Raw genomic sequence first — 6,000 nt, 5'->3', positions numbered from 1 at the left:
TCCATTCTTCCTTTGTTTGTTCCATTCTTCCTTTGTTTGTTCCATTCTTCCTTTGTTTGTTCCATTCTTCCTTTGGGCTTTCTATTCTACCTTTGCTTTCTATTCTAACTTAAATTCTCATCAGCTCTCACGAAACATCTTAGCAAATACCGGAATATAGAGTATAAACGATAAAGCTAAAAAAGCCCCTGTAGTTACCATCAATAAATTAATCCAAACAACATTTAAGGTTGGAAAAGCTATTAAGATTAACATAGTAACATAAAATACAGCAGTGGAAACCTTACCAAACCACATCGCACCATCTAGCTTTTTGTTTCTTTTTAATAGAAGATAACCGCAAACCCCCATCGTACATTCTTTTACAGCAAATAATATCACTAACAAAAACATACCCTTCACCCGGAACATCGTACACAAGAGTATTGCCGTTTGTGTAAGTTTATCTGCAATTGGGTCAATCGCTTTTCCAAGCTCTGTTACTTGATTGAATTTTCTAGCAATAAACCCATCCAAAAGATCAGTAATACCTGCAATCAATAAAAAAGATGCTGCTAAATAATAATCTCTCGGCTTATCTGCCCTTAGATAACTAATTGCAAAACATGGAACCAATAGGAAACGAATATAGCACAAAATATTTGGTATATTAAAGACTTCTTTTGCAGTTACTTTCATTTTATCACCTTTTCTCTCCTACTCTATCACTAATATTATATTTTTAATCTTCTCAATAATTTTAAAGTTAATCAAACGTATACAAAAATTACAATCTTCTTGTTCTAATAGCTTAAATTAATTATATTTAGTTACAATCTATTTTTGTTTTAATGTACATCTACTTAGTATACTACTAATAAGATATTACCACAATATAGATAAAGTTTTTGTATTTATTTGCTTCAAGCAGACATCAAAGAAACTCCAACCATAGTACAGTGGTTGGAGTTTTTTAGATGATTTATGCTGTAGATATTTATAAACACTAAATTGGAACCTTATTATATCTATTAAATATACCTTTTTCTCATTCTAAATCTAGAATATTCATCTTCTCAAGTTCATTGTTCCTATTAAACTGTCCTCTGCATGCGAAATAAATTACTAGAAATATAATAGTCGGTATATTCATAATAAGTGCTATCAGCAACCATGATGAGGAAATGGATAAAAGAATTGTTACTACTGAAAAAAAGATACAGAATAATGGGAAGATTAATCCCAACCATTTATTTTTTCTTTTTGATAGAAATACTTGCAACCCTATTAACCCTACAAAAAAAACCAATAAAAACAACGATCTATCAAACAATCCATCCATACTAATTCTCCCTCCCCACTTTTTTATATTCTGAAATTAATATCTTAGCCGTATCAAAATCAATTTTATCATTCACAGCAAGACGCTTTATCAAGGCAACATACGGGTCATTCGTAGTGTCTTCACCGATTCTGATTTTCTGTATTAACTTATCCAGCCTTAATCTAACTGTAGGATACGTAACATTATATTGATTCGCTATCTCTTTTAAAGAACCAGAGGCAAGTATGAACTTTTTAATAAATGAAATGTCTTCATCATCTAAATTTGCCATCCATTCTGGAACAACTTCAATTGCCATAACATCACTCCTTTAATAATATTAAGTTTAAACTTTAATTATATTAAAGTCAATATTAAATTATATTGGAATTAAAATAAAATATTCTATAATATTGTAAGAAAAATATAGTATATCGTAATCATACTGGTTTTCAAATCATTATGAGTCTTAATGTGTGTACACATACTGATGTAGAAAATTCATGATATATAGATATTTTTTAGACAAAATAAATAGAAAATATTACTATTGAATCTTTAGATTTAAATAAAATTAAAAAGCTATAATGAAATAATTTAAATATTTTTAACTATTTTTTAGCATTTTTTCAAATATAAGGGTTGATTTCTATCATTTATTATGTTATAAATTTAACATATATGTTCTAGTACATGTTCTAATACATGTTCTAATTTTATATTATTTCACTTTTTTATCATTATTATAATAGGAGGATTTATGAGAAAAAAATTTTTACAAAAGTCGACAAAAACAATGATGACCTTTGGTTTAGTTGCTATGTTAACAGTAGCTACACTTGCCGGGTGCTCTAAGAAGAATCCGGAGGATACTTCTGCTACACCAACCCCAGTTCCAACAGAGGGAGCTGTTTCTAATGGAACCTTAACCTATACCCCAGGTACATACTCCGCTAAAGTAACCGGAATGCATGAGATGACTGTAACTGTAACCGTATCTGAGAATGCAATTACAGATATCCAAATTGAACACAGCGAGACTCCTGGCATAGGTGAACCAGCAGTTCTATCCATTCCAGCTGAAATTATGGAAATTCAAGGTCTTGGTGTCGATGTAGTATCCGGTGCTACTTTAACAAGCAACGCTATTATTGATGGTGTTGTAGAAAGCTTAAAGCAAGCTGGATTATCTGATGAAGATATCAACACTTTACTTGAAGTTAAAAAAATAGTAGATAAAGTAGAAGACCAAGAACTTTCCGCTGATGTTGTTGTAATTGGTGCTGGTGGTGCTGGTATGGCTGCTGCAGTAACTGCAAAACAAGCAGGAAAAAGTGTAATTGTTATTGAAAAAACAAGTAAAATGGGTGGAAATACGATCCTTTCTGGTGGAGCACTAAATGCCGTTGATGAAGGTAGTGAAACAGCATTAGCAAATAATGATAGTACTGCTCTTCACTATGAGCAAACATTTAATGGTGGTGATCAGGAAGGTGATCCTGTTTTAGTTAAAACTTTAATTGATAATGCATGGAATGGTGTTGAATGGCTTAAGAGTCTTGGGATGGAATTTTATGATGAAACCTTTACCGTTACTGGTGGTATGTGGCCTCGAGCACATAAACCTGTAGAGCCAGAAGGAACTGGTTTCTTTAAGACTTATCAGAACTTTCTAGATAATAATACCGGAATTACGATGGTATATAACACTACTGCGGAAGAGTTTATTACGGTTGATGGTGTTGTCACTGGTGTTGTATGTACCGGAAAAACAGGAAATAAAGTTGTTGTAAATGCTAACAACGGTGTTGTATTAGCAACTGGTGGTTTCAGCCAGAACGTTGAGATGCGTCAGGATGCCAATGAAATATTAAACAAGTGGCCATCCCTTGACGAGTCCATTCCAAGCACAAACACAAGTGGTATTACTGGTGATGGTATCATAATGGCAGAAAAAGTTGGAGCTAATTTAGTTCAGATGGGAAACATTCAGTTATTACCACTTGGTGATCCAAATACCGGAAGCCTCTCTGGTAATATCGAACATTCTGTAGAAAGTCGTATCTTTGTTAATTTAGATGGTAATCGTTTCGTTAATGAAGCTGGTCGTCGTGATGAAATGACTCTCGGTTTATTTAATCAAAAAGATGCTACTATGTATATCGTAATGGATAGTGACACTTATCCTAAAGGTGATGAAATAAATAACTTTGGAGAGAGTATTGCTGATCTTGTAGCTTCTGGTCGTGCTTATAAAGCTGATACTTTAGAGGAACTTGCAGGACTTATGGGCGTTTCATCTGAAAACTTAACTTCATCTGTAAATGACTATAATCGTTACTGCCTTGGTGGTGAATTAGAAGGTCAGACGGATGAGTTCGGCCGAGCATTATTTACTGATACTAATAAGGCAAATAACGGTATTAACAATCCACCATACTATGCAGCTGTAAGAGTACCTACTGTTCATCATACTATGGGCGGTGTGCAAATTAATAATAATACAGAAGTACTTGATAAAGATGGAAAAGTCATCAAAGGTTTATATGCAGCTGGTGAAGTTACCGGAGGAATCCACGGTAGCAATCGACTTGGCGGTAATGCACTTACTGATACTGTAGTATTTGGACGTATTGCAGGAACCAATGCAGCAGGTTTTCAAAAATAATATAACGAATTAATGTTATGGAAAAGCATTGTTATTAATTTGACTTAATGTTTAGAGGAGCAAAAGAAGCTGTATCTTACAGTTTTCCTATGCTCCTCTTTCCCTGTATTTTGACGAAAAAATTTTTTTATGTTACTATAATAGTAACTAAAAATACATGTATATTAAATAATATACAAAACCTTTTAAGAAAATTGCTATCAAAACAATTATTAAGGTAATAGTATCAAAATGCTATCTCCTGTATCGTAAAAGAATTGGGAAAGAAGGATTTTTATGAACCCTCAAAAAAAGTTTAATTTAAGAAAACAAGAATTATTTACTCAGATCACAGACTTAATTAATGCAGAAGGTTATGAAAATATAACTATTCGTGGTCTTTGTCAAAAACTTTCGATCTCAACTGGAACATTTTATCATTACTTCCCTCAAAAAGGAGATTTGATTTATGCTCTATTTGCTGATATCGATGACTATTTTTTGAATGAGGTAACTAAAAATTTTACTGAGGATGAAACAAGTAATCTTGTTACCTTTTGCGAACATTATGGAATTTATATAATCAGAAATGGTGTTGAAACATGTCGATGCATTAGTGTAGCACCCTTAAAGAATGATTCTCCTAATTATCTAGATGAGGAGCGTGGGATCTTTCAAATATTAGAACAAATTTTAAGTCGTGGTGAAGACAAAAAACAATTTCATCTAAAGCAATCCCCCAAACAAACAACAAGGATGCTAATGGTTCTTCTTCGAGGTTATAGTGCGGATTGGGCCAAACGAGATGGCAACTATGACTTAATTGAATCGTTACGCCAGTTTATCTTACTCTTTCGCATTAGCTTATGTAGTGAAAAGTGAATATTTAGATTTAGATTTGGTGGTGAATCCTTCTTTCGATTCACCACCAATTTTCATAACAAGTAAAAGTTCATGAAAATACTTTTACTTGATTATATAATTACTTACTACTTTATGAAAAAATAACTGAATAAAAGATAGAACAACCGCTTATATAATATAGCTATTATGACTTAAACTCCTTATAGCAACCGCAATAATTGAGAAAAATCTGAAACCCGATACGCTCCATTTTTCTACACAATGCTGGATAGGAATAAGAACATTCCTCCAAGTTGCGAAAACTTTTTGCTATTTTAGATTCTTCCACTAAATCTTCATAGTAGAAAAAATGAAATCCATTTTGTTCAAAAGTACGTTCTAACATGGTACATATATCATTAAGCTCATTACAATTAGATTCTAATACTACTTCTTGTTCTACAATCTGTTCAAGGATAATCTGTAATCTAGAAATCCATGATGCTGATTCTTTGCAGATTTTTTTCATTTCACTATATCGATGTATTATTGCTACTTCTGATTTTTTCTTTTTAAGTTTTTCTTTTAAATCCTCTAGATTTAATTGCAATAGTCTAGTACGTTCCATTTCAGAATCAATTGAGGAAATAACAAACTTACCAGAGGAATTGAGTAAAAATCCAGCTTCTTTTATATTACTCACTAATGATTCTTTGATTTCACACATCAACTTAGGAGCATCTGACCATAACTCTTTTTTGGGTAAAACATAATGACAAAGCCCTAAACTTCTTTGAATGGAAGGTACTATACTAACTAATAATTTATTATAGTTTTCTTCTTGCCTATACTCTTCACATTTTTGATATACTTCCATGTAATCTTCTACGATCTTTTGTTTTATTATCATTGGATTTTCATTTCTTATTTCACTGCTCGCTGAATACACTTTGACTATATTTTCTACTTCTTTTGTTTGTCTCTCCTTTATAATCGACTTCTTTTCCTCTTGCGCTTCCTTTTTCTCCTCCCATATATTTTGAAACCAGGAATTTTTTTTCACCTTTGCTCCATCTTTTTTCTGAAACCAAGAATACTGATTATAATAATTTTTTCTCTGCTTTAAGCAAATGTATGCTATAACAGCAAGCAACAATGTAATGATCAATATTAAAATTTCTTTCATAGCACCCTCCAATGCAAGGAG

At 32.1% G+C, this 6,000-nt stretch carries 5 protein-coding genes; 2 read left to right on the top strand and 3 right to left on the bottom strand.

Going from position 1 to position 6,000, the window contains the following annotated elements; genetic code table 11:
* Positions 1 to 120: 120 nt before the first annotated feature.
* Both RTP52_RS04280 and RTP52_RS04275 read right to left on the bottom strand, forming a co-directional pair.
* Positions 121 to 678, bottom strand: a complete 558-nt coding sequence (locus RTP52_RS04280) for a CDP-alcohol phosphatidyltransferase family protein (RefSeq protein ID WP_312106019.1) — start codon at positions 676 to 678, stop codon at positions 121 to 123.
* 644 nt (positions 679 to 1,322) lie between these two features.
* Complete coding sequence (locus tag RTP52_RS04275) at positions 1,323 to 1,622, bottom strand: DUF2089 family protein (protein WP_312369413.1); 300 nt, start codon at positions 1,620 to 1,622, stop codon at positions 1,323 to 1,325.
* Positions 1,623 to 2,063: 441 nt separating this feature from the next.
* Between RTP52_RS04275 and RTP52_RS04270 the strand changes: the two genes are divergently transcribed.
* Together RTP52_RS04270 and RTP52_RS04265 are read left to right on the top strand one after the other, a co-directional pair.
* Positions 2,064 to 3,971 (top strand): flavocytochrome c, encoded by a 1,908-nt coding sequence (locus tag RTP52_RS04270; protein ID WP_312369411.1) that lies wholly within the window; start codon positions 2,064 to 2,066, stop codon positions 3,969 to 3,971.
* Positions 3,972 to 4,247: 276 nt separating this feature from the next.
* Complete coding sequence (locus RTP52_RS04265) at positions 4,248 to 4,832, top strand: TetR/AcrR family transcriptional regulator (RefSeq protein WP_312369409.1); 585 nt, start codon at positions 4,248 to 4,250, stop codon at positions 4,830 to 4,832.
* Positions 4,833 to 4,998: 166 nt separating this feature from the next.
* On the opposite strand, the gene RTP52_RS04260 is transcribed toward RTP52_RS04265, so the two are convergent.
* Complete coding sequence (locus RTP52_RS04260; protein WP_312369407.1) at positions 4,999 to 5,979, bottom strand: hypothetical protein; 981 nt, start codon at positions 5,977 to 5,979, stop codon at positions 4,999 to 5,001.
* Positions 5,980 to 6,000 lie beyond the last annotated feature (21 nt).

The sequence above is a fragment of the Lachnoclostridium sp. genome (assembly GCF_031997925.1).
In the GTDB taxonomy this organism is placed as follows: Bacteria; Bacillota; Clostridia; order Lachnospirales; family Lachnospiraceae; genus Lachnoclostridium.
The sequence above is the reverse complement of the archived record's forward strand: the minus strand, read 5'-3'. Positions and strand labels throughout refer to the sequence as shown.